Origin of the sequence: Algiphilus sp. (genome assembly GCF_023145115.1) — a bacterium.
In the GTDB taxonomy this organism is placed as follows: domain Bacteria; phylum Pseudomonadota; class Gammaproteobacteria; order Nevskiales; family Nevskiaceae; genus Algiphilus.
Map to the genome: position 1 here is coordinate 63,393 of NZ_JAGLEJ010000013.1, position 21,153 is coordinate 84,545.

Genomic DNA, 21,153 nt, shown 5'->3' on the forward strand with positions numbered 1-21,153 from the left:
GAGGGTTCCATGCGATCCACGCACCAGATCCAGCGTCGCAAGAGTCGCCAGATCCGCGTCGGCCGCGTCGCCGTGGGCGGCGACGCGCCGGTGGCGGTTCAGACCATGACCAGCACCGACACCGAGGATGTCGACGCCACGGTCGCCCAGATCAAGGCCTGCATGAAGGCCGGTGCCGACATCGTGCGGGTGTCGGTGCCCACCCTCAAGGCGGCCGAGGCCTTCGGCGAGATCCGCAAGCAGGTCGGGTACACGCCGCTGGTCGCCGACATCCACTTCAACTACAAGTGCGGCATCGCCGCCGCCGAGGCCGGGGCCGACTGCCTGCGCATCAATCCCGGCAACATCGGCGGCGAGAAGAAGATCGCCGAGGTGGTCGCCTGCGCGCGCGCCCATCGCATCCCGATACGCGTCGGCGTCAACGCCGGCTCGCTGGAGCGCGACCTGCAGGAGAAGTACGGCGAGCCCAATGCCGACGCGCTGGTGGAGTCGGCGCTGCGCCACATCGACATCCTCGACCGCTTCGATTTCCCGGACTTCAAGATCAGCCTCAAGGCCTCCGACGTGTTCATGACCGTCGACGCCTACCGCAAGCTCGCCGCTCGGATCGACCAGCCGCTGCACCTCGGCATCACCGAGGCCGGCGGTCAGCGCGCGGGCAGCGTGAAGTCGGCCATCGGGCTCGGCATGCTGCTCGCCGAGGGCATCGGCGACACCCTGCGCGTGTCGCTGGCGGCCGACCCGGTCGAGGAAGTGCGCGTGGGCTGGGACATTCTCAAGTCGCTGCATCTGCGCTCGCGCGGCATCAACCTCATCGCCTGCCCGAGCTGCTCGCGGCAGAACTTCAACGTCATCGAGACCGTCGCCGAGCTCGAGCAGCGCTTCGAGGACATCGATGAATCCATGGACGTGGCCGTCATCGGCTGCGTCGTGAACGGCCCGGGCGAGGCGCGCGAGGCCACGCTGGGCGTGGCCGGCGGCTATCCGAACTCGGTCTACGTCGACGGCGAGATCGCCCACAAGGCGCACAACGCCGATCTGGTCGACCGGCTGGAGGCGCTGGTGCGCGAGCGCCTGGCTGCGCGCAGGGCCGCCGACGATGCCGACGACGAAGGGCGGGGCGCATGAAGCTCCAGTCCCTGCGCGGTTTCCGCGACATCCTGCCCGACGAGGCCGAGCGCTGGCAGCGCATCACCGACGCCGCGCGCGCGGTCGCGGCCGGTTTCGGGTACCGGCAGATCCATCTGCCCATGCTGGAGTCGACCGAGCTGTTCAAGCGTTCGGTGGGCGAGGCCACCGACATCGTCGAGAAGGAGATGTTCTCCTTCCTCGATCGCGACAAGACGCACATGAGCCTGCGCCCGGAGGGCACCGCCAGCTGCGTGCGCGCCGGCATCGAGCACGGCCTGCTGCACAACCAGCAGCAGCGCTTCTGGTACGCCGGCCCGATGTTCCGCCACGAGCGGCCGCAGGCCGGCCGTTACCGGCAGTTCCATCAGTTCGGCATCGAGGCCTTCGGCATGGCCGATCCGGCCTGCGACATCGAGGTGATCGCGCTTTCCGCCGCGCTGTGGCGCGCGCTGGGCCTCGGCGGGCTGACGCTGGAGATCAACAGCCTGGGCAGTCCCGAATGCCGCGCGGCCTATCGCGACCAGCTGCGCGACTTCCTGCGCGGCCGCGCCGACGCGCTCGACGAGGACGCGCGCAAGCGCATCGAGACCAACCCGCTGCGCGTGCTGGACAGCAAGCATCCCGACACCCGCGCCGCCATCGCCGACGCCCCCAGCATGGAAGCCGCGATGGACGACGATTCGCGCGCGCACTTCGGCGCCGTCTGCGAGGGGCTCGAGGCGCTGGGCATCGAGTGGAAGCTCAACAGCAATCTGGTCCGCGGCCTGGACTACTACACGCACACCGTCTTCGAATGGACCACCGATCGGCTCGGCGCCCAGGGGACGGTCTGCGCCGGCGGCCGCTACGACGGGCTGGTGGCGCAGCTCGGCGGCGGCGACGTCCCGGCCGTCGGCTTCGCGCTGGGCATCGAGCGCGTGGCGCTGCTGCTGGCCCAGGACCAGGCCGATGCCGCCGGCGAGATGCCGCAGGTCTACCTCTGCTGGCACGGCGACGAGTGCATGACCGGCGCGCAGCAGATCGGCGCCACGCTCCGCGCCCGCGGCCTGCGCACCGTGGTCAACGCCGGCGGCGGCAGCTTCAAGGCCCAGTTCAAGCGTGCCGATCGCAGCGGTGCCGGTTGGGCCGTCGTGCTCGGCCCGGAAGAGCTCGCCGCCGGGACGCTTCAGATAAAATCGTTGCGCGCGCGCGATGCGCAGCGCACCCTGCCCACCGACGAGGCCGTGGCTTACCTGCAGCAGGCGCTGCGGGACGGCCAGCCCAACGCCTGACGAGAACCCCGTGGCCTACGACGAAGACGAACAAGTAGAGCGCCTCCAGAAATGGTGGTCCGAGAACTGGAAGCCGCTGATCGGCGGATTGGTGCTCGGCATCGGCGGCATCGTGGGCTGGAATGCCTGGCAGGCCGCGCAGGAGCGCGAGGCCGAGGCGGCCAGCAACCTGTTCCGCAATGTCGTGGAGGCGCTCGACGCCGGCCGGACCGACGGCGCCACCAGCGCGCGCGAGGCGCTGGTCGCGGACTACGCCGGCACGCCCTATGCCGTGGCGGCGTCGCTGCGTCTGGCCGCCGCGCGGGTAGAAGCCGGCGAGCTCGATGCCGCCGCCGATCTGCTGGGCTGGGCGCGCGACCATACCGACGACCCCGCCATGGCCCATCTCGCCACCCTGCGGCTCGCGCGTGTGCGCTGGGCGCAGGGCGATGCCGATGCCGCGCTCGCCATGCTCGACGAGGAAGCGCTCGGTCCGTTCATCGCGGTGGGCGAGGAGCTGCGCGGCGACATCCTGGTCGCCCAGGGTCAGCGCGCCGAGGCGCTGGCGGCCTACCGCCGCGCGCTGTCCGGCGCGCCGCCGGAGAGTCGGGAGCTGCTGCAGCAGAAGGTCGACGATCTCGCCGACGTGGCCGAGGTGGCGGACGCATGATGTTGCCGATCATTCGCCGAGAGGCACTGCTGCCGGTCGCGCTGATCGCCGCCACGCTGCTCGCCGCGGGCTGCGGTGGCGGCAAGTCGGTGCGTCAGCCGGCCGTGCTCGAGACCATCGAGAGCCCGCAGGTCGACCCCGAGCGCATCTGGCGCAGCGGGCGCGGCCCGGACACCGACGAGCTCGAGCTCGGCCTGACCACCGCGCTGCGCAGCGATGCCATCTTCACGGCCGACGCGCACGGCAACGTGTTCGCGCTCGACCGCGCCGAGGGCGATCCCATCTGGGAGATCGACACCGACCTGCGCCTGTCGGCGGGGCCCACCGTCGAGGGCGACCAGGTGCTGGTCGCGAGCCGCGATGCCGAGGTCGTGGCGCTGTCGCGCGCCGACGGCAGCGAGCTGTGGCGCACCACCGTCTCCAGTGAAGTGGTGGCGCCGCCCGCCAGCAACGGCGAGGTCGTGATCGTGCGCAGCGTCGATGGTCGCGTCAGCGCGCTGTCGGCCGAGGACGGCAGTCAGGTCTGGGTCACCGGCCGCACCGTGCCGCCCCTGACGCTGCGCGGCATGGCCGCGCCCCTCATCGCCGGTCCGGTCGTGGTCAGCGGTCTGGAGACCGGGCGCCTGGTGGCGCAGCGCCTGTCCGACGGCGAGTCCGCCTGGGAGCAGAGCGTGTCCGTGCCCAGCGGGCGCTCCGAGCTGGAGCGCATCGCCGACATCGACGCCGGCCTCCTGCTCCGCGGCGACACCATCTACGCCATGTCCTACGGCGGTGACATCGCCGCGCTCGATCGCTTCAACGGCGAAGTGCGCTGGCGGCGTGCCATCAAGACCTACACCGGTGCCGCGCTGTCCGATGACGGCGAGCGCCTCTACGTCAGTGACGAGGAGGGCGCGGTGTGGGCACTGGAGACCAGCAACGGTGCCGCCGCGTGGAAGTCGGAGGCGCTGGCGTGGCGGCGTCTGAGCACGCCCGCCGTGCACGACGGCTTCCCGGTCGTCGCCGATTTCGAGGGGTACATCCACTACCTGTCGCCGGACGATGGCCGCATCGTCGGGCGCACCCGCCAGATGGGCGCACGCGTGGCAGCGGCGCCGATGGTGGACGACGCGCGTCTGTACCTCGCCGATGTCGAGGGCCGGCTCGTCGTGCTGGGCGCACGTCGGGAGGACTAGCCACCGATGCGCGCCCGCGCCGGATTGCCCACGCTGGCGCTGGTCGGTCGCCCGAACGTCGGCAAGTCGACCCTTTTCAATCGCCTCACCGGCACGCGTGACGCGCTGGTCGCCGACTTCGCCGGACTGACGCGCGACCGCCAGTACGGCGTCGCCACGCACAGCGGCTGGCGCTTCATCGTCGTCGATACCGGCGGCCTGATGCCGGAGGAGGCCGATCCGCTCGCCGCGCTCGCCGAAAGCCAGGCGCGCATCGCCATCGACGAGGCCGATCGCGTGCTGCTGCTGCTCGACGCCCACGAGGGCGTCATGCCCGCCGATCGCGCCATCGCCGATTTCCTGCGCCGCAGCGGCAAGCCGGTGGTGCCGGTGGTCAACAAGCTGGACGGCACCAGGGCGGGCGGCGAGCTCGAGTTCCACGAGCTCGGGCTCGGCGAGCCGCTGATGATCTCCGCCGAGCATGGCCACGGCGTGACGCGCATGCTCATGGACGTGCTGGAAGGCCTGCCGGAGGCGGCCGAGATCGACCAGCCGGACGCCGACGCGGACGACCGCATCCGCGTCGCCATCGTGGGCCGGCCGAATGTCGGCAAGTCCACCCTGGTCAACAAGCTCATCGGCGAGCCGCGCCTGCTGGCCGCCGACATGCCGGGCACCACCCGCGACGCCATCGAGGTCGACTTCGAGCACGAAGGCACCGCCTACACCTTCATCGACACCGCCGGCGTGCGCCGGCGCGCCCGCGTGCGCGAGGCCATCGAGAAGTTCTCGATCGTCAAGACGCTGCAGGCCATCGACAGCGCGCACGTGGTCATCATGATGGTCGACGCGCGCGGCGACATCGGCGAGCAGGATGCCCGCCTCATGGGCCTGATTGCCGAGCGCGGCCGGGGCATGGTGCTCGCGGTCAACAAGTGGGACGGACTCGAGGACGAGGTGCGCGACCGCGTGCGCAGCGAGGTTGCGCGCAAGCTGCCGTTCGGCGACTTCGTGCCGCTGGTGACCACCTCCGCCGCCCGCGGCACCGGCCTCAAGCCCCTGATGAAGCGCGTCGAGGAAGTCCACGCCAGCGTGACCGCCGACCTGTCCACCCCCGAGCTCAACCGCGTGCTCGCCGATGCCGTGGCGCGCCACCAGCCGCCGGCCTCGCTCGGTCGCCGCACCAAGCTGCGCTTCGCGCACCAGGGTGGCAAGAACCCGCTCAAGATCGTCATCCACGGCAACCTCACCGAGCGTCTGTCGCCGTCCTACAAGCGCTATCTGGTGAACTGCTTCCGCGAGCACTTCGGTCTTTCCGGCATTCCGCTCGTGCTGACCCTGCGTACCGGTGACAACCCCTACAAGGACCGCAAGAACGTCCTCACCCAGCGCCAGCGCAAGAAGCGCCGGCGACTGATGTCGCACGTCAAGCGCTAGCGTCGCGGCCGCCGGCGGCCCACATGCCGGGCCCGCGGAGCAGATTCCGCATGTCGTGCAGCACCCGTATACAGGGGACGGTATGTCGATCCCCGGTCGCCGGGAGTCGCTCGGAACCGGCGACGCGCAGGCCGTGGCAGGGCACGGAATCCCGCGTCTACAAGGGGACGGCATACCGATACCCGGAGGAGGTGGCGCCCGGATACGGGGACAGTACACTTAATCCCGGAGAGGGCGGCGACGTCGAGGCGGGGACAGTATACTGATTTTCTCGCGCGAACGCGGACCACGCGCGAGCATCTACAGAAAATCAGTATACTGTCCCTCTCCCAGGCGCCCGTCCCCATTTCTCTCGTGTGGTTCCGTTGTCCGCGCAGGGCAGGATGCCGGGACGAATAGGGACGGGACGAATAGGGACAGTATATTTATTCCCGTGTGCCGGGGGCGGGCAAGCTGCCGAGCTGCCGGTATCAGCATACTGTCCCCTAAATAGTCGTCCCCTGAAACGTTGGGAAGAGGGCTGGAATGAGCGACGCTCGCTTCAGTTCCGGAAGTTCTCGGCCACTTCGGCGAAGTAGTCGGCGAGTGTCCGCGGCTTCTCCCCGGTCAGGGTTTCGATGTCCTCGGTGACCCGGCCGAAGCCGCCCTGGGACTGGCGCTCGGACATGTCGACGAGGGCATCGGCCATCCATTCCGGCATGCCGGCGGCCAGCAGGCCGTCGCGGTAGACCGACGCGCTGACCTCGACGGCGCGTACCGGCTTCCGGATGGCCTGCGAAAGGCACTCGGCGACGGCATGCGCGTCCAGGGCTTCGCTGCCGGTGAGCTCCCAGACGCGGCGCTCGGGGACCGGCGGGTCGTCGACCAGGAGGGCCGATGCGCAGGCAGCCACATCGCGCGCATCGACGTAGGCCGCCGCCGCGCGCGCGGTCGGTGTGTAGAAGGCGCCGTGATCGCGCACGGTGGCTTCCATGCCCTGTGCCGCGCTCTGCATGAAGCCGTTGGGGCGCAGCAGGCAGTAGGACAGTCCGGATTCCGCCAGCGCTTCCTCGGCGGGTGCGTGCCAGCGCGCGAAGCTGTAGTCGGCGGTGTCGGCTTCCCAGACCGATACCTTGACGACGTGCTGCACCCCGGCCTTGAGCGCGGCGCTGATCGCGTTGCGTTCGAGCTCCGCCAGCTGCGGTGTGGCCGCGGTCAGCATAAAGACGCGCTCGATGTCGGCCATGGCGGCCTTGATGGTCTGCGGCCGGGCCAGGTCGACCTCGACTGCATCGATGTCCTCGGCGAGCGCGGCCTCGAGCTTGGCGGCATCGCGATAGGCCGCGCGGTACTCGACGCCGCGCGTCTCGAGCTCGTTGCAGAGATGGCGTCCGACCGTTCCGCCGGCGCCCAGCACCAGGATCATGGCTTGTTCTCTCCCTCGTCGCCATTGCGCTCGGAGAGCGGCTCCCCGGCGATGGCCCCAAGACTGCCGCGGGCGAGGCGCAGGCGCAACGGGGCGCCCGTGTGCGTGTGCGCCGGGTCGCGCAGGATGGCGCCGTCGTCACCGTGCTGGACGATGGCGTAGCCGCGTCCGAGCGTGGACTGCGGTCCCAGTTGACGCAGACCGGTCTGCGCGGTCCGGAGTCGCTGTCGCTGATTCTCCAGGCGCTGCGCGGTGGCGCGTCGAAGGGCGGCGCGGGCCTGGGCGATCCGGGCCGGCGCATCGACCGTGAGGCGTCGGTGCGGGTTGTGGGCGCGCAGCAGGCTGCGCTCGCGCTCCAGTCGCGCGTACTGGCGCTGGATCTGGGCTCTGGCGGCCCGGTGCAGACGCTCGCGCAGCGCACCCAGCGCTCGGGCGCGGCTGCTGTCGGTGCCGGCCTGCCGGCGCGCGATGCCGGTCAGGCGCTGGCTCAGCTCGATGCGGCGCCGGTCGAGCGTCTGCAGCCGCATCAGCGGCGAGACCCGCGCCAGCCGCCGCGTCAGCGCGTCCAGGCGCTGGCCGCGCGCCTCCCCGGCCAGCTGCTCGGCGCGCGCGAGCCGGTTGCGCAGTTGCGCCACGCGCTGCGCGACTGCCTGCTGATCCGGCGCGACCCGCTCCGCAGCACCGGTCGGCGTGGGCGCGCGGAGATCGGCGGCGAAATCGGCGATGGTGGTGTCGGTCTCGTGGCCGACGCCGGTGACCACCGGGACCGCGCACGCGCGGATGGCGCGCGCGACGATCTCCTCGTTGAAGGCCCACAGATCCTCGATGGAGCCGCCGCCACGCGCCAGCACGATGACGTCGACCTCGGGCGCGCGTTCCGGCAGCTGCGCGAGCGCGGCGGCGATCTGCGGCGCGGCGCGCTCGCCCTGCACGAGCACCGGCAGCAGGACGAGCGGCACCATCGGCCAGCGCCGCTCGAGGGTGGTGAGGATGTCGCGCAGCGCCGCGGCGTCGGACGAGGTCACCAGGCCGACGGCGCGCGGAAAGGTGGGCAGCGGGCGCTTGTGCGCCTCCTCGAACAGCCCTTCCGCGGCCAGGCGCTTCTTGAGCGCCTCGAAGGCCGCCAGCAGCCTGCCTTCGCCGCCGCGCTGCATGGTGCGGCACTTGATCTGCAGCTTGCCGTTGGGCGCGTAGTAGTCGAGCTGGCCGCTGATCTCGACTTCGTCGCCGTCGGCGGGCGAGAAGGCCACGCCGCGCGCGTCGGACGCGAACATGGCGCACTCGATCTGCGCCCTGTCGTCCTTGATGCGGAAGTACCAGTGCCCGGATCGCGCGCGGAAGAAGTTCGAGATCTCGCCGGTGACCCGCAGCGTGGGGAAATTCGCGCGCAGCGTGTCGGCGAGCAGGCCGGCGACCTCGCTGACGGTATAGCTGCGGGCGGTGCGCGCGCTGGCCATGGTGCGGCGGGAGGCGAGGGTGAGGCGTTATACTACGACATGCCCAGCAAGCCTCCCGCCATGACCCAGGATTCCTCGCGCATCCTCTTCGAGGCCCTCACCTTCGACGACGTGCTGCTGGTGCCGGCCTATTCGAAGATCCTTCCCCGCACGGCCGATATCAGCACGCGCCTGACCCGAGCCATCGACCTGCGCGTGCCGCTGCTGTCGGCGGCCATGGACACCGTGACCGAGGCGCGCCTCGCCATCGCCCTGGCGCAGGAAGGCGGCATCGGTATCGTGCACAAGAACATGTCGCCGGAGGCCCAGGCGGGCGAGGTGCGCCGCGTCAAGAAGTACGAGTCCGGCATCATCGTCGACCCCATCACGGTGTCCCCGGATCTCACCATCGGCGAGGTCCTGGAGCTCACCCGGGCCAACCAGATTTCCGGCGTGCCGGTGGTGGACGGCGAGGAGCTGGTGGGCATCGTGACCAGCCGCGACCTGCGTTTCGAGACCCGTTTCGGCGAGCCGGTATCGGTGGTCATGACGCCGAAGGAGCGGCTGATCACCGTGCGCGAGGATGCGTCGCGCGAGGAGATCATGCACAAGCTCCACGAGCACCGCATCGAGAAGGTGCTGGTGGTGGGCGACGGCTTCGCGCTGCGCGGCATGGTGACGGTCAAGGACATCCAGAAGTCCACCGACTTCCCGTTCGCCTGCAAGGACGATCACGGCCGCCTGCGTGTCGGCGCCGCGGTCAGCACCGGTGGCGACACCGAGCAGCGCGTCGAGGCGCTGGTCGACGCCGGCGTGGATGTGGTCGTGGTCGATACCGCGCACGGTCACAGCTCGGGCGTGCTCGAGCGCGTGGCGTGGGTCAAGAAGCAGTATCCGGACATGCAGGTGATCGGCGGCAACATCGCCACCGCCGATGCCGCCAGGGCGCTCATCGAGGCCGGGGCCGACGCCGTCAAGGTGGGCATCGGCCCCGGCTCCATCTGCACCACGCGCGTGGTCGCGGGCGTGGGCGTGCCGCAGATCTCGGCCATCATGGAAGTGGCCGATGCGCTCAGGGGCACCGACGTGCCGCTGATCGCGGACGGCGGCATCCGCTACTCCGGCGATCTCTCCAAGGCGATCGCGGCCGGCGCCCACGCCGTGATGATCGGCTCGATGCTGGCCGGTACCGAGGAAGCCCCCGGCGAGGTCGAGCTCTATCAGGGCCGCTCGTACAAGTCGTACCGCGGCATGGGCTCCATGGGCGCGATGAGCCAGGGCAGCAAGGACCGCTACTTCCAGGAGTCCACCGCCGATCCCGACAAGCTCGTGCCCGAGGGCATCGAGGGGCGCGTGCCGTACAAGGGTCCGATGGCCGCCATCGTGCATCAGCTGGTCGGCGGCCTGCGCAGCTCCATGGGGTATACCGGCTGCAACAGCATCGAGACCATGCGCACCGCCACCCGCTTCGTGAAGATCAGCGCCGCCGGCATGCGCGAGAGTCACGTGCACGATGTCACCATCGTCAAGGAAGCGCCGAACTATCGGGTGGAGTAGGGCGCCCTCCCCGCCGGCCGCGAGCGACCGGCGTCGCCCCGGGCACGGGGCAGGCCGACCGGATCGGCCGGCGCTCCCGCTTCCGCCATGTCGCCGAACCGCCCCGGCCCCGTCGTCGCCGCGCGGGCCGTCGGCAGGCGCGCGCCCGACGGCGCCATCCTCGAGAATCCCGAACCGTTCGATGCTTCGTCCCGCGCGCCTGCCGCGCGATTGACCCAGATCACGGCGGGCGGAGGACGCCGGCCGTAGCATCGTCGGGGTTCGCGAGCGATCCCGGCCCGCGTCAGCCAGAGGGCACCATGACGGTACGGAATGCGAGCCGTGCGCTCGCCTGCAGATTGTTGACGGCATGCGGCGCGGCGGCCGCGCTCGGCGCGATGCCTGCGGTATCGGGGGCGGACGTCGGCGCGCGCGCAGGCGACCCCGTCGCGGAGCTGCCGGTGATCGTCGTGCGTCCCGATGCCGACGATCCGTTGGTGGAATCGGACCGCAACCTGCGCGTGATCATCCACGGGCTTCCCGATGTGGAGCCGCCGGAGAAGCTCGACTTCGGCGTCTGGGTGCTGCACGCGCTCGGTCTGTCCGGCCCGACGATCCAGGATGCGCCGTACGACGTGCAGGTGCGCGCCAGGGCGCTGTCGGACCGGCTCGAGGGCGCGACACCGGAATAGTCGCGCGCCGCTGGCAGTCCGCACGGCAGGGGGCGCCTCCCGTATCATGGCGCGCTCCGCGCCGGTGCCCGCCATGACCGACATCCACGCCCACCGCATTCTCATACTGGACTTCGGTTCCCAGTACACCCAGCTCATAGCCCGCCGCGTCCGCGAGGCCGGGGTCTACTGCGAGCTGCATCCCTGGGACACCACCGCCGACGAGATCCGCGACTTCGCACCCAGCGGCATCATCCTGTCCGGCGGTCCGGAGACCGTGATCGCGGACGGTTCGCCGCGTGCCGGCGACGGCGTCTGGCAGTCTGGCGTGCCGGTGCTGGGCATCTGCTACGGCATGCAGACCATGGCCGCGGAACTGGGCGGCACGGTCGCGGCGGGCGCGGTGCAGGAGTTCGGCTATGCGCGCGTGCGGGCGCGCAACCACTCGCCCCTGCTGCGCGGCATCGAGGATCACGTCGAGGCCGACGGCGCGGCCTACCTGGATGTCTGGATGAGCCACGGCGACCAGGTCACGGCGCTGCCGGAGGGCTTCGTGCGCATCGCCGAGACCGGTGACGTGCCGATTGCCGGCATGGCCGACCCGGAGCGCCACTACTACGGTCTGCAGTTCCATCCCGAGGTCACCCACACCACTCAGGGCAAGCGTGTTCTGGAGCGCTTCGTCCACGACATCTGCGGCTGTGCGCGCGCGTGGACCCCGGCCAACATCGTCGAGGATCTGACCGCCCGCGTGCGCGAGCGGGTCGGCGACCGGCATGTGCTGCTGGGGCTGTCCGGCGGGGTCGACTCGTCGGTGGTGGCGGCGCTGCTGCACAGGGCCATCGGCAACCAGCTGACCTGCGTGTTCGTCGACAACGGTCTGCTGCGCCTGCACGAGGGCGATCAGGTCATGCGCGTGTTCGAGCAGCACCTGGGCGTGCGCGTCATCCGCGTCGATGCCGAGGACCGCTTTCTGAACGCGCTGGCCGACGAGGCCGATCCCGAGGCCAAGCGCAAGATCATCGGCCGCACCTTCATCGAGGTCTTCGACGAAGAGGCCGGCAAGCTCACCGATGTCGAGTTCCTGGCCCAGGGCACCATCTACCCGGACGTCATCGAGTCCGCCGGCGGCAAGACCGGCAAGGCGCACGTCATCAAGTCGCACCACAATGTCGGCGGCCTGCCCGAGCACATGAAGCTGAAGCTCGTCGAGCCTTTGCGCGAGCTCTTCAAGGACGAGGTGCGCGCCATCGGCCTGGAGCTGGGGCTGCCGCGCGACATGATCATGCGCCACCCGTTCCCCGGCCCCGGTCTGGGTGTGCGCATCCTCGGCCGCGTGCACAAGGACGCAGCCGACACGCTGCGCCTGGCCGACGCCATCTTCATCGAGGAGCTGCGCAAGGCCGACTGGTACGACCACGTCAGCCAGGCCTTCGCGGTCTACCTGCCGGTGAACAGCGTCGGCGTGACCGGCGACGGTCGCCGCTACGCGCCGGTCATCGGCCTGCGCGCGGTGGAGACCGTCGACTTCATGACCGCGCGCTGGGCGCAGTTGCCCTACGACCTGCTGGACACCTGCGCCCGTCGCATCGTCAACGAAGTGCCCGGCGTCTCCCGCGTGGTCTACGACATCTCCGGCAAGCCGCCTGCCACCATCGAATGGGAGTGACGGGGCGCAGCCGCTCGACGGCCGTCAGCGGGCTTTCCGCACTGTGCTAATGTGACGCCGGCGTCGCATCCTCGCTCCGGATCAGGGGATGCAGCCGGACAAGGCCTTCCGTCGCGCGGATGTCGTGATTGCGCGAGCGGAGCCACAAGAAATCGACAAATGCCGACACCGTGCATCGTACGAGGCGGGCACCACGGCATAGCCGCTTCCCTACCATGCGAGATGGCAGCGCGGGAGGAAGCGCCACCCCCAAGAAGAAGAGGCCTCGCATCATGAACAATGCGTTCCGGCGTGCATTCGCCGTTATGGTCATCGGCATGCTCGCCGCTTGCGGAGGCGACGGCGGCGGAAGCGGTGCCGACGAGCCCACGCCGCCCGTCGACGACGGTGGCGGCGGCAACAACGGCGGAGACGGCGGCTCCGGGGGCGATGGCGGAGGCGACTCCGGCGGCGGCGATACCCCCGACGCGCGCAGCTGCGCCGGCGACTTCGGACCCGACCGCATCGACGAGGGCGAGGACTGCGCCCCGGTCTATCACGCCTTCTGCGACAGCACCTTCGGCGACGGAGCCTTCCTCTACGAGGAAACACCGCCCTGCGACGGCGTCACGGTGGAAACCGTCACCGGCGACAGCGGCGAGACCTTCGCCGGCTTCCTCGACTACGTGGTACTGCGGCCCACGGGCGTGGCCCCCAGGGCGGTCGTCACCAGCCTGCACTTCCGTCAGATCCTGCGCGAACCGGCGACGGCCGCCCATACCTTCGCGGCCCAGATGCGCCTTGCCGAGCTGGTCAGGGGGCGTCAGGTCATGGTGATCCTGCCGGGCGCCCCCGGCGGCAACTGGCAGCAGACGCCGCTTCCCGGGCTCATCGACACGATCGGCACCGGCGGTCTGGCAGGCATTCCGCTGCTCGACATCCTGGGTGGCGGCGAGGGTGGCGACAACCCGCTGCTCGGCCTGCTCGAAGGGCTGGGGCTGCCCATCGGCCTGCTCGACGATCTGCTCTCCTCGGGCGGGACGCTGGGCGATCTCGCCGACGTGCTCGACAATCTGGCACCGCTGGCGGGGTCCGCGGACGACTACCTCGAGTACATCCGGATCGCCCGCGATGACGCGCTCCAGCGCTTCGGCGGCGCCGATCTCCCGCAGTTCGTCAGCGGCCTTTCCAACGGTGGTCTCTACGCCATGCGCCTGGCCTGTCGCTATCCCGATGAAGTGGATGCCTTCATGAGCGTCGCCGGGGCCGTCAGCGCCACCGAGGCCGAAGCCTGCATGGGGCAGCCGCCGGTCGGCAGCGTGCAGGTGCACGGCGTCAACGACACGCTTTCGCCCTACGTGGGCGTCATCACCTATCCCATACGCGGCGGCGTGCCGCCGATCCCGGTCGATCTCCTCGACGGTGGCTCGGTCGGGATCGGCGACGGACTCACGGAGGCCGTGCTCGGCGAGCAGCCCGGGCTGTTCCTGGACGTGTTCGCGCCCAACAACGCCTGCGGCGGTGAGCTCAGGGAAAGCGTGCAGCCGGCGGGGGTCGCCGGCATGGGCGAGCAGGCCGGCGATGTCGTCATCGAGCGCTTCGCCGAATGCAGCAACGCCGCGGGCAAGCAGAGCTACATGGTCACCATCACCCAGGGCGGCCACAACTGGCCGGGCTACGATGCGCCGTCCGGTCAGCCCGTCAACCTCTTCGGTGCCGTGAGCTACGACTTCGACGCCACGCTGTTCGGGTTCGACCTCATGTGGCGCGCCGCCGGGCTCGACTGAGCCGCAAGGACGCCCGCGTTGCGTCGCAACGCGACTGACCGCACCATGGCGGCATGAGCACAGTCGTGCCATGGAGTTCCGTGATGGGCGATGAATCGCGCGATCGCATCGCGCGGTTCGTCGCCGAGCACGCGGATGTGCGCACTGCCATTCTTTTCGGCTCCATTGCCTGCGGCAGGCAGCGGCCCGACAGCGATGTCGATATCGCTGTCGACACGGGCGTTCCACTCGACGCCTCCGCCAAGCAGGCGTTGATAACGCAACTGGCCGACGCCACGGGGCGCCCCGTGGATCTCGTCGATCTGCAGAGTGTCGGCGAGCCATTGCTCGGCCAGATCCTCAAGCACGGCGTGCGCCTGAAAGGCGCCAACGCCGACTACGCCGAACTGGTCCGACGGCACCTGTTCGACGCCGCCGATTTCCTGCCCTATGTGGATCGCATGCTGGCGGAACGCCGAAGCACATGGATCGGGTAGTCGTCGAGCGCAAGCTCGATTCGCTGCGGCGCTGTCTTCAACGAGTGCGCGACAAGTGCCCGCGCGATGCCGGGGCCCTTCGCGGCGATGTCGATGCGCAGGACATCCTCGTTCTCAACATCAGCCGTGCTGTTCAGCTGAGTGTGGACCTTGCCAGCCATCTGCTCGCCGACACGGGGCTGCCACCACCCGAGTCTATGGCGCAGTCCTTCGAGCAACTGGTCGAGTCGGGCGCGATTGACAAGGACGTGGGGCAGCAGCTCCGGCGTGCCGTGGGGTTCAGTAACCTTGCGGTGCATGCCTATGCCTAAATCGACTGGGAAATCGTGCACGTGATCGCGACACAGCACCTCGGAGACTTCGAGGCATTCGCGCGCGCCGTGATCAGGGCGAACGGCCGGCCGAGCTAGCGACACCTCCGCTGTCGCCAATTTCCTACATGCGCCGTCGCCGTCGGTGACTTCGTGTGCAGGAGAGAGTGGGTACCCTGCAGAAACTTACGTACAAGAAATATAGCCAGCGTCAGGCAGGAGACCCCCTATGCCCAGTGTTCTTGCGCGCGCGACGAGCATCGCCGCCATCGTCCTGCTCGCCGCCTGCGGAGGCGGCGGGCAGGGGGCCGATTCCACCATGCCGCCCGACGGCGAGGACGGCCGCAGCGAGGGTGATGGCCCGGGCGGCGGCGAAAACCTCGCCGGCCGCTGCCAGGACAACTTCGGGCCGGACCGCATCGACGCCGGCCAGGACTGCGCGCCGGCCTATCACGAGTACTGCGAAGGCACCTTCGGCAATGGCGGCTTCTCCTATGACGAAGTCCCGGCCTGCGATGGCGTGGTGGTGGAGACGGTCGCCATCGAGGACGCCGACACCTACGCCGGCTTCCTGAAATACGTCGTGCTGCGCCCGGCCGACACCGACCCGCGCGCCGTCGTCACCAGCCTGCATTTCCGCGAGCTGCTGCGCGATCCCAACAAGGCCGCGCACACCTACGGCACGCAGATGCGCCTGCACGAGCTGGTCAAGGGCCGCAATGCGATGGTGATTCTGCCCGGCGCGCCGGGGGGCAACTGGCAGCAGTTCTCGCCCACCGGCCTGCTCGACAGCATCGAGGAAAGCGGCCTCGGCGATCTGCCGTTGCTCGACCTGCTGGGGGGCGTCGACTCCCCGCTGTTCGGGCTGCTGGAGGGCATCGGTCTGCCCGTCGGCCTGCTGGACGCCCTCTTCGGGAATGCCGGCACATTGGGCGACGTGGCCGACGCACTGGACAACCTCGCGCCGCTGGTCGGCTCCATCGACGACTATCTGCAGTACGCCCGCACCGCCCGCGACCACGCCCTCGCGCGCTTCGGCGGCGCCGAGCTGCCGCAGTTCGCCAGCGGCCTGTCCAACGGCGCCACCTACGCCATGCGCCTGGCCTGCCAGTACCCCGACGAAGTCGACGCCTTCATGACCGTCGGCGGCGCCGTCAGCGCGCTGGAAGCCGAGGCATGCAAGGACAACCCGCCGGTGGGCAGCGTGCAGGTGCACGGCATCAACGACCCGCTCTCGCCCTACATCGGCATCATCACCTATCCCATCCGCGGCGGCGTCCCACCCATCAACGAGGACTACGCCGACGGCGAGGTCGACGGCATCCCCGAAGGCGTGACCACGGCGGTGCTCAGGGAGCAGCCCGGCCTGTTCCTCGACGTGTTCGGCCCCAACAACGGCTGCAGCGACGAAGTCGAGGCCTCGGTCATCCCCGCGGGCGCCGCGGGCAGGGGCGAGATCGCCGGCGATGTCGTCATCGAGCGCTTCGCCGACTGCACCGCCCCCGAAGGCCACAAGAGCTACATGGTCACCGTCACCCGCGGCGGCCACAACTGGCCCGGCTACGACGCGCCCTCCGGCCGCAACGTCAACGCGCTGGGCCTCGTCAGCTACGACTTCGACGCCACCCTCTACGGCTTCGACCTCATGTGGCGTGCCGCCGGTCTGGAGTAGCACCGCGCTGGTGGTGCCATCACTCATCAACGTCCGACGACGTTCTGACCATGCGTGCCCTCATCGATCTGCCGGACAAGGAACGTGCCGCGCTGGAGGTGGTGCGTCGTGCCGTTGCGCTGTATATCGCCGAGCATCGGTCGAACCAGGGTTCGCCCTTCGGCATCCGGCGTGATCGGGCGGACGATGCGTTGGCCGCGGAGGACCGGCTGCGGGATGAGTGGCGCGGCCGGTGAACTGGCCGCTCGATACCAATATCCTCACCGACCGCCTGCAGCGAGTGGCGGATGCGCAGGCCGCGGGCAGGGCCCGGCGGCAGAATGCCGTGATCCGCAGGGCGCCTTCATCCAGGCTGCCCTCGCAGCCGAAAGCCGGTGGCTGCTGAGTGAGGATGCCGCATACCGTGTTCTGTCCACGTCTTCCTGGTTCTCATATCCCCCCGACTGGCCCGCTCGCGTCGCGGATGCGCCATCCGGTAGGCTATTCGGCGTTAACGAGCGAACGGAGACATCAATGGAGATCGGAGACCGCATAATGATCGAAGCCGGGAAGCGCGGCGGAAGACCGTGTGTGCGCGGCCTCCGGATTACCGTCGCCGATGTCCTGGGATGGCTCGCCGAAGGGCAAACCGTCGCGCAGATCCTGGAGGACTACCCAGAGCTGGAGGCGGCTGACATCCAGGCCTGCCTCAGTTTCGCGGCGGGGCGTGAGCGCCACGGCCGAACGCTTTCGAATCTGTGAAGCTGCTGCTGGACGAGAATCTGTCGCGCAAGCTTGTTCCTTTTCTGCAGGATGACTATCCAGGGACAACGCAAGTCTGCCTTGTTGGGCTGGAGCGGGAAACGGACCGGGAGATTCGCGACTATGCCGCCGACAATGGTTACATCCTCGTTACCAAGGACGACGATTTCCGGGATCTCGCCGAAGTCCTGGGCACGCCACCGAAGCTGATACTCCTGCGCTGCGGAAACAGGGATAAGGCTGCTGTGCTTCGCATACTGCGCGAGCAGCGCGAACACATCGAAACGCTGCTCGCGAGCGAAGAGATAGGCTGGGTGGAAGTTGCCTGACGCTCGGACGAAACTGACGTCTGTCCCCGCCCTCGCTGCCGAAAGCCAGTGGGTGGTGCGTGGTGATGCCGACCTGCTCGAGGCGCCTTCCATTCCGGGCCTGACGATCATCGCGCCCGCCCAGGCGCTGCAGCACCCCGCATTTCCTGGTTGAGCCGCCGCTGGATTCCGGTCCTCGGCCCATGCCTGTAACCTCCCCCGGATACGATGCACCGGCACAGGTGCGCCATGGAGAGCTGGGGATGCGTGCAGGAAAGGCGTTGGCAGTGATGATGCTGGGCGGGCTTCTGGTTGCCTGCTCGGGCGGTAGCGACGGCGGCGGTAGCGGCAGCGGAGGCGGGCTGGTTCCGCCGCCCGGTCCCGCACCCACCTTCGCCTGCATGGCATCGCTCACCGAGAACCCCTGGCGGCAGCGTCAGCCGCTGAACATCGCTCACGCCGGCGGCAACCTGGAGTTTCCCGACAACACCCTGTTCGCGTACGAGAAGGCGCTGGAAGTGGGTGCCCACATGCTGGAGATGGACATCTGGCAGACCGCGGACGGCGAGCTCGTCGTCATCCACGACGAGACCGTCAACCGCACCACCAACGGCAGCGGCCCGGTCGCGGAGAAAACCCTCGCCGAGATCAAGATGCTGGACGCGGCGCATAACTGGGTCCCGGACCGCGGAACGCCGCAGGACGCCACCGACGAGGAAGCCGTCTACCGTGGCGTCGCCACCGGCGAGCAGGCGCCGCCGCCCGGCTTCACGCCCAACGATTTCACTATCCCCACCGTGCGCGAAGTGCTGGAACGCTTCCCGGACACGCTCATGAACATCGAGCTGAAGCAGGATCGCGAGAACACCGGCGAGTTCGAGGCCAATCTCGCCGCCCTGCTGGCCGAATACGGCCGCGGTGAAGACGTCGTCGTCGCCTCCTTCGCGGACGACATCATGTTCCGCTACAAGCGCGCCAGCCAGTGCTCCGCCACCTCCCTGCCGCTGGGCCAGGTCGCGCTCTTCGTCCTCGGCGGCCTCGGCCCGTTGCCCGGCATCACTCTGAGCAATCACCAGGCCTTCCAGGTGCCCATCGAATACGAGGGCATCCCCATCGTCACCGAGAACTTCATCGCGGACGCCCACAACCGCGACATCGCCGTGCAGGTCTGGACCATCGACGACTGCCCGACCATGCAGGAACTTCTGGACATGGGCGTGGACGGCATCATGACCAACCGCCCGACGACGCTGAACCACCTCCTGCGCGAAGGCGGCTGCCCCGAATCCGCCGAATAGGCGTCACGGAAGGGGCAGTGCACTGGATTCGACGCAGCATCCGACGGTCAATCGACGCCGAGCGGAATTGGGTATACTGTCCCCTATAGTGATCCCCCTGTATCGGCTCGACGGGGGAACCCGTGCCCCGGATTCCCGTCGCGCGGCTTGATTCCCGCCGTCGTCCGTTTCCCCATTTCCGCAGGCCGGGTTTCAGACCGACAACGTCGCTTTGCACCGCATGGCGGGGTGCATGCCATAACGGCACACCACCACTATGGTGCTGCAACATGCCGTCAATGACGCATCGTTCAACCTATGCCCTGGATCGGGACACCGTCGAAGCGATCCGCAGACTGTCGGTGCGTTGGAAAGTGTCCAAGGCCGAAGTCGTGCGCCGGGCCATTCGCGGTCTGGCCGAGCAAGCCGACAACGCAGGCGATGACCTGACCCCGGCCGATGTGGTTGCCCGCTACCGCGGTGGTGCGGTCTCGCGCTCGATGCAGGACGTGCAGCGCGAGGCGGCCAGACAGCGAAGCGAGAGGGCTGCGGAAGAGCAGGCACGCGCACGGCGTCTTCCATCCGGGTAGGTACGAGTGCTTCACCTCGACACCAATGCCCCGATCGCGCTACCGGTATGGGCCCGCGAAGGCCACCCACTCATCGACCGGGTGCTGAGCGGTGAAGAAGCCGCAGTCAGTGCCGTCGCCTGGTATGAATTCCTCTGTGGTCCGGTGACACAGAAGGAGATCGAGCTGGCGATCGCATTCGTTGAGAACCGGGTGGTTCCGGTCGATGCCGACCATGCAGCCACGGCGGCAGAGTTGTTCAACGCGGCGGGTCGTCGGTGTATCCTGCGTACCGACACCTTGATCGCCGCAGTGGCGCTGCACGCGGACGCCGACCTGGTGACGCTCAACCGAAAGGATTTCGAAGCGATCAACGCGCCGGGGCTCCGGCTGCTGTCCTGAACCTGCCGAAGGCCATCCGGACTGTCCGCGGCTTGCACGAAGGCATCCCCGGCGTCACCGGCCGGTCGCGGACGCCCGGAACCGCGGCATCGCCGTACCGATCTGAAGCATCGACGACTGCCGGACCATCGAGGAGGGCCCGGGCATGGGCCGGGACGAGATCATGACCAACCACCCGACGACGACAAGCCGCAAGCAGGTGCGCGCATGCGACGCGCAGCGCTGACGCTGGCGCTGCTCGGCGCGCTGGCCGCCGTCATCTGGTGGCTGCTGCCGCAGCCCTATCCGTCCGACCTCTCGCGCATCGGCGAGGGGCGGCCGGCGCTGGTGCTGATCTTCGATCCCGAGCTCGTGATCAGCGGCGAGCAGTCCGCCGAACTGGACGCCGTGCGCGACAGCCTGGAGCCGGTCATGGAAGTGCTCGTGGCCCACACCGGCCGCACCGACGCCGCGCGCTTCATCGCCCGGCACGACGCCCACCCCGGCATGCTGCTGCGCTTCGACGCCGGTGGCGAGCTGATCGAGCGCTTGAAGCCGGTCGTGTCGGCAGCGCGGCTCCGCCAGCTGGCGGATTGAACGCACGCAGCACCACAGAAGCGATGTCCCGCAGAAGGGGCCGCTCCACGGGAGGAGACGGACCACGGGAGGGACAGTATATTTAATTCCGCATGGTCACTGATGGGTGCCTGCGGCTGCGGGGAATTAAATATACTGTCCCCTTCTGCGCAAGCAGACCCTGCACCCATCAGTTCCCTTCTCCCTGTGGGAGAAGGGTCAGGGATGAGGGCAGCCGCGTGCAGCGCGGCTTTCCCACCGTGACCGCGCCCACGTATGATCTGTTCCCTTCCTGCGGTCAGCGCTTGCCCCTTTCCCACAGCCACCGTATGGTGTGTATTACACGCCATACACGTGACACGTCATGACGATATCGGTCCGCCTCCCTCCGGAAACGGAAGCCCGCCTGGACGCGCTGGCGAAGCAAACCGGGCGTACGAAGACCTTCTACCTCCAGGAGATGATCAAGCGCAGTCTGGACGATATGGAGGACTACTATCTGGCCGCCGAAACCGTTACCCGCATCCGCAAGGGCGAGGAATCGACCTCCACCAGTGCCGAAGTAAGGAAACGGCTTGGCCTGGAGGATTGAGTACGCCGCATCGGCCGAAAAGCAGCTAAGCAAGCTGGACAAACCGATCGCCTGCAACATCATGGATTATCTGGACCAACAGATTGCGCCGTTGGAGGATGGCTGGTCTCAAGAATCAAGTGCAA

22 protein-coding genes are annotated in these 21,153 nt (G+C 68.9%); 20 read left to right on the forward strand and 2 right to left on the reverse strand.

Translation table 11 applies throughout. The annotated features are described in order from the left end of the window. Positions 1 to 9: 9 nt before the first annotated feature. From ispG to der, 5 genes are read left to right on the forward strand one after another with little or no spacing between them, the layout of a single operon-like run. A complete protein-coding gene (ispG, locus tag KAH28_RS04315; RefSeq protein WP_290574601.1) occupies positions 10 to 1,128 on the forward strand; it encodes a flavodoxin-dependent (E)-4-hydroxy-3-methylbut-2-enyl-diphosphate synthase in 1,119 nt (372 codons plus the stop codon). Beyond that, positions 1,125 to 2,402: a histidine--tRNA ligase gene (gene hisS, locus KAH28_RS04320; RefSeq protein ID WP_290574603.1), complete on the forward strand. Its 1,278-nt coding sequence runs from the start codon at positions 1,125 to 1,127 to the stop codon at positions 2,400 to 2,402. The genes ispG and hisS overlap by 4 nt, the downstream gene beginning before the upstream one ends. 10 nt (positions 2,403 to 2,412) lie before the next feature. Next, on the forward strand, positions 2,413 to 3,051 hold the full coding sequence (locus KAH28_RS04325; RefSeq protein ID WP_290574605.1) for a tetratricopeptide repeat protein: 639 nt from the start codon (positions 2,413 to 2,415) through the stop codon (positions 3,049 to 3,051). Continuing rightward, positions 3,048 to 4,226 carry an outer membrane protein assembly factor BamB gene (gene bamB / locus KAH28_RS04330; RefSeq protein ID WP_290574607.1) on the forward strand — a complete coding sequence of 393 codons (1,179 nt, stop codon included), beginning with the start codon at positions 3,048 to 3,050 and terminating at the stop codon, positions 4,224 to 4,226. The genes KAH28_RS04325 and bamB overlap by 4 nt, the downstream gene beginning before the upstream one ends. Positions 4,227 to 4,232: 6 nt before the next feature. After that, positions 4,233 to 5,642, forward strand: coding sequence for a ribosome biogenesis GTPase Der (gene der / locus KAH28_RS04335; protein ID WP_290574609.1), 1,410 nt, complete (start codon positions 4,233 to 4,235; stop codon positions 5,640 to 5,642). Positions 5,643 to 6,183: 541 nt separating this feature from the next. On the opposite strand, the gene KAH28_RS04340 is transcribed toward der, so the two are convergent. Continuing rightward, positions 6,184 to 7,047: an NAD(P)H-binding protein gene (locus KAH28_RS04340; protein ID WP_290574611.1), complete on the reverse strand. Its 864-nt coding sequence runs from the start codon at positions 7,045 to 7,047 to the stop codon at positions 6,184 to 6,186. Beyond that, positions 7,044 to 8,504 (reverse strand): exodeoxyribonuclease VII large subunit, encoded by a 1,461-nt coding sequence (xseA, locus tag KAH28_RS04345; protein WP_290574613.1) that lies wholly within the window; start codon positions 8,502 to 8,504, stop codon positions 7,044 to 7,046. Before xseA ends, KAH28_RS04340 begins: the two co-directional genes overlap by 4 nt. 60 nt (positions 8,505 to 8,564) lie before the next feature. Here xseA and guaB point away from each other — a divergent pair, with 60 nt between their 5' ends. The 15 genes from guaB to KAH28_RS04420 all read left to right on the forward strand — a co-directional run bounded on the left by guaB (position 8,565) and on the right by KAH28_RS04420 (position 21,028). After that, entirely contained in the window at positions 8,565 to 10,040 is a 1,476-nt protein-coding gene (gene guaB / locus KAH28_RS04350; RefSeq protein ID WP_290574615.1) for an IMP dehydrogenase, read from the forward strand. A 377-nt stretch (positions 10,041 to 10,417) separates the two neighbouring features. After that, positions 10,418 to 10,711 carry a hypothetical protein gene (locus KAH28_RS04355; protein WP_290574617.1) on the forward strand — a complete coding sequence of 98 codons (294 nt, stop codon included), beginning with the start codon at positions 10,418 to 10,420 and terminating at the stop codon, positions 10,709 to 10,711. Between the two features lie 73 nt (positions 10,712 to 10,784). Continuing rightward, the gene (gene guaA / locus KAH28_RS04360; RefSeq protein ID WP_290574619.1) at positions 10,785 to 12,359 is read left to right on the forward strand and encodes a glutamine-hydrolyzing GMP synthase; all 1,575 of its coding nucleotides are present in this window, start codon (positions 10,785 to 10,787) and stop codon (positions 12,357 to 12,359) included. A gap of 272 nt (positions 12,360 to 12,631) precedes the next feature. Next, positions 12,632 to 14,125 (forward strand): hypothetical protein, encoded by a 1,494-nt coding sequence (locus tag KAH28_RS04365; RefSeq protein WP_290574621.1) that lies wholly within the window; start codon positions 12,632 to 12,634, stop codon positions 14,123 to 14,125. Between the two features lie 83 nt (positions 14,126 to 14,208). Further along, positions 14,209 to 14,601 carry a nucleotidyltransferase domain-containing protein gene (locus KAH28_RS04370; RefSeq protein ID WP_366918123.1) on the forward strand — a complete coding sequence of 131 codons (393 nt, stop codon included), beginning with the start codon at positions 14,209 to 14,211 and terminating at the stop codon, positions 14,599 to 14,601. Then, positions 14,589 to 14,912 (forward strand): HepT-like ribonuclease domain-containing protein, encoded by a 324-nt coding sequence (locus KAH28_RS04375; protein WP_290574624.1) that lies wholly within the window; start codon positions 14,589 to 14,591, stop codon positions 14,910 to 14,912. The genes KAH28_RS04370 and KAH28_RS04375 overlap by 13 nt, the downstream gene beginning before the upstream one ends. Positions 14,913 to 15,141: 229 nt before the next feature. Next, positions 15,142 to 16,584 carry a hypothetical protein gene (locus KAH28_RS04380; RefSeq protein ID WP_290574626.1) on the forward strand — a complete coding sequence of 481 codons (1,443 nt, stop codon included), beginning with the start codon at positions 15,142 to 15,144 and terminating at the stop codon, positions 16,582 to 16,584. 50 nt (positions 16,585 to 16,634) lie between these two features. After that, a complete protein-coding gene (locus KAH28_RS04385; protein ID WP_290574627.1) occupies positions 16,635 to 16,820 on the forward strand; it encodes a hypothetical protein in 186 nt (61 codons plus the stop codon). 277 nt (positions 16,821 to 17,097) lie between these two features. Then, a complete protein-coding gene (locus KAH28_RS04390; RefSeq protein WP_290574629.1) occupies positions 17,098 to 17,325 on the forward strand; it encodes a DUF433 domain-containing protein in 228 nt (75 codons plus the stop codon). Continuing rightward, the gene (locus KAH28_RS04395; RefSeq protein ID WP_290574630.1) at positions 17,322 to 17,654 is read left to right on the forward strand and encodes a DUF5615 family PIN-like protein; all 333 of its coding nucleotides are present in this window, start codon (positions 17,322 to 17,324) and stop codon (positions 17,652 to 17,654) included. Before KAH28_RS04390 ends, KAH28_RS04395 begins: the two co-directional genes overlap by 4 nt. A 242-nt stretch (positions 17,655 to 17,896) precedes the next feature. Then, a complete protein-coding gene (locus KAH28_RS04400; protein ID WP_290574631.1) occupies positions 17,897 to 18,931 on the forward strand; it encodes a glycerophosphodiester phosphodiesterase in 1,035 nt (344 codons plus the stop codon). 278 nt (positions 18,932 to 19,209) lie between these two features. Further along, positions 19,210 to 19,500, forward strand: a complete 291-nt coding sequence (locus KAH28_RS04405) for a hypothetical protein (protein ID WP_290574633.1) — start codon at positions 19,210 to 19,212, stop codon at positions 19,498 to 19,500. A gap of 6 nt (positions 19,501 to 19,506) precedes the next feature. Beyond that, positions 19,507 to 19,881: a type II toxin-antitoxin system VapC family toxin gene (locus tag KAH28_RS04410; RefSeq protein WP_290574634.1), complete on the forward strand. Its 375-nt coding sequence runs from the start codon at positions 19,507 to 19,509 to the stop codon at positions 19,879 to 19,881. Between the two features lie 207 nt (positions 19,882 to 20,088). Then, a complete protein-coding gene (locus tag KAH28_RS04415; protein ID WP_290574636.1) occupies positions 20,089 to 20,457 on the forward strand; it encodes a hypothetical protein in 369 nt (122 codons plus the stop codon). Between the two features lie 343 nt (positions 20,458 to 20,800). Next, positions 20,801 to 21,028 (forward strand): TraY domain-containing protein, encoded by a 228-nt coding sequence (locus KAH28_RS04420; protein WP_290574637.1) that lies wholly within the window; start codon positions 20,801 to 20,803, stop codon positions 21,026 to 21,028. Positions 21,029 to 21,153 lie beyond the last annotated feature (125 nt).

What these genes read in the sequence shown, in the direction of transcription:
- KAH28_RS04380 (WP_290574626.1), top strand. Translation starts at nt 15,142, where the DNA reads ATGCCCAGTGTTCTTGCGCGCGCGACGAGCATCGCCGCCATCGTCCTG.
- KAH28_RS04420 (WP_290574637.1), top strand. Translation starts at nt 20,801, where the DNA reads ATGACGATATCGGTCCGCCTCCCTCCGGAAACGGAAGCCCGCCTGGAC.
- KAH28_RS04375 (WP_290574624.1), top strand. Translation starts at nt 14,589, where the DNA reads ATGGATCGGGTAGTCGTCGAGCGCAAGCTCGATTCGCTGCGGCGCTGT.
- der (WP_290574609.1), top strand. Translation starts at nt 4,233, where the DNA reads ATGCGCGCCCGCGCCGGATTGCCCACGCTGGCGCTGGTCGGTCGCCCG.
- xseA (WP_290574613.1), bottom strand. Translation starts at nt 8,504, where the DNA reads ATGGCCAGCGCGCGCACCGCCCGCAGCTATACCGTCAGCGAGGTCGCC.
- KAH28_RS04355 (WP_290574617.1), top strand. Translation starts at nt 10,418, where the DNA reads ATGCCTGCGGTATCGGGGGCGGACGTCGGCGCGCGCGCAGGCGACCCC.
- KAH28_RS04340 (WP_290574611.1), bottom strand. Translation starts at nt 7,047, where the DNA reads ATGATCCTGGTGCTGGGCGCCGGCGGAACGGTCGGACGCCATCTCTGC.
- guaA (WP_290574619.1), top strand. Translation starts at nt 10,785, where the DNA reads ATGACCGACATCCACGCCCACCGCATTCTCATACTGGACTTCGGTTCC.
- KAH28_RS04370 (WP_366918123.1), top strand. Translation starts at nt 14,209, where the DNA reads ATGGGCGATGAATCGCGCGATCGCATCGCGCGGTTCGTCGCCGAGCAC.
- KAH28_RS04415 (WP_290574636.1), top strand. Translation starts at nt 20,089, where the DNA reads ATGCGACGCGCAGCGCTGACGCTGGCGCTGCTCGGCGCGCTGGCCGCC.
- KAH28_RS04390 (WP_290574629.1), top strand. Translation starts at nt 17,098, where the DNA reads ATGGAGATCGGAGACCGCATAATGATCGAAGCCGGGAAGCGCGGCGGA.
- KAH28_RS04385 (WP_290574627.1), top strand. Translation starts at nt 16,635, where the DNA reads ATGCGTGCCCTCATCGATCTGCCGGACAAGGAACGTGCCGCGCTGGAG.
- KAH28_RS04400 (WP_290574631.1), top strand. Translation starts at nt 17,897, where the DNA reads ATGCGTGCAGGAAAGGCGTTGGCAGTGATGATGCTGGGCGGGCTTCTG.
- ispG (WP_290574601.1), top strand. Translation starts at nt 10, where the DNA reads ATGCGATCCACGCACCAGATCCAGCGTCGCAAGAGTCGCCAGATCCGC.
- KAH28_RS04365 (WP_290574621.1), top strand. Translation starts at nt 12,632, where the DNA reads ATGAACAATGCGTTCCGGCGTGCATTCGCCGTTATGGTCATCGGCATG.
- guaB (WP_290574615.1), top strand. Translation starts at nt 8,565, where the DNA reads ATGACCCAGGATTCCTCGCGCATCCTCTTCGAGGCCCTCACCTTCGAC.
- hisS (WP_290574603.1), top strand. Translation starts at nt 1,125, where the DNA reads ATGAAGCTCCAGTCCCTGCGCGGTTTCCGCGACATCCTGCCCGACGAG.
- bamB (WP_290574607.1), top strand. Translation starts at nt 3,048, where the DNA reads ATGATGTTGCCGATCATTCGCCGAGAGGCACTGCTGCCGGTCGCGCTG.
- KAH28_RS04405 (WP_290574633.1), top strand. Translation starts at nt 19,210, where the DNA reads ATGACGCATCGTTCAACCTATGCCCTGGATCGGGACACCGTCGAAGCG.